General features: G+C 56.0%; 1 protein-coding gene and 1 pseudogene. Both read left to right on the forward strand.

Translation table 11 applies throughout. The features are described from left to right. Nucleotides 1-187: 187 nt before the first annotated feature. Nucleotides 188-592, forward strand: a complete 405-nt coding sequence (locus tag DBR24_RS22020) for a TraR/DksA family transcriptional regulator (RefSeq protein ID WP_003225981.1) — start codon at nucleotides 188-190, stop codon at nucleotides 590-592. 223 nt (nucleotides 593-815) lie between these two features. Beyond that, nucleotides 816-1,026 (forward strand): annotated as a pseudogene (locus DBR24_RS33230) (methyl-accepting chemotaxis protein); the annotation flags it as partial.

Consider the following 1,026-nt stretch of genomic DNA (forward strand, 5'->3'; position numbering starts at 1 on the left):
GGTGTTGTCGGACAAATTCCCAGTATTTACAGTTGCTGAGGCCTCAATCGTGCCTTAGACTGCCGCCCCTTCGTAAATTGAGTGCCGGGTGGCGTTTGCACTAAACGATGCCTTTTCGTCGACCGGACACGGTTCGCCGGAACGCTCCCTAATTCGCCTTAATGCACGTTTTTTTATAGAGATATCAATGACAAAGGACAAGTTGCTGGCCATGCCGGCAGATGACTACATGAATGCAGAGCAACACGCTTTCTTCACTGAGCTGTTGCAGAACATGAAAGTCGAAACCCACGAGCGCATTGAGCAAAACCGTATCGCCATCGAAAGCCTGGACACCCCGGCCGACCCGGCGGATGCAGCTTCGGTTGAAGAAGAGCGCACTTGGCTGGTGAACGCGATTGATCGCGACCAGCGCATGCTGCCGCAACTGGAACAAGCCCTTGAGCGCATCAAGGAAGACAGTTTTGGCTGGTGCGACGACAGCGGCGAGGCCATTGGCCTGAAACGCCTGCTGATCAGCCCGACCACCAAGTACTGCATCGAAGCTCAAGAGCGTCACGAGCAGATCGACAAGCACCAACGTCAGGCCTGATTCCATGGCGGCCCCCTGAAAGGGGGGCGCCTGCAAAAGATCGCAGCCTTCGGCAGCTCCAAAAGGGAGGCCGGGGCTGCGATCTTTGCTTTTGCTCGTCTGCACTATTTCCAAGCCGTTCCATTGACCTGCTGCAGACCCCGCGACTAACGGACCATAGATAATGGCGTTGTAGTGGCGTTTAATGCAGTCACAACAATGAGAACAAGCGTGGGGTGTTGATATGACGAGAGATGGATCTCTGGTTGGGGCTTTGCCTGCACCAGTGCTTTTGCCGAAAAACCGCTGGATCGCACCGACCCTGCAAAGCATCGCCCTGATGCTGTTGTTGGCCGGCATGACCCTGGGTGAAGGGTCGTTGTACATTGGCATGCCACTGGCGGTGCTGATTGTCTGGCTGCCGCGCCTGCGCTCGCGAACCGTCCTCGATGCAC

It is taken from the genome of Pseudomonas sp. HMWF006, assembly GCF_003061205.1.
Taxonomy (GTDB): domain Bacteria; phylum Pseudomonadota; class Gammaproteobacteria; order Pseudomonadales; family Pseudomonadaceae; genus Aquipseudomonas; species Aquipseudomonas monsensis.

Bases quoted from the DNA above. Each gene is read 5' to 3' on its own strand.
- DBR24_RS22020 (WP_003225981.1), top strand. From the start codon at position 188: ATGACAAAGGACAAGTTGCTGGCCATGCCGGCAGATGACTACATGAAT.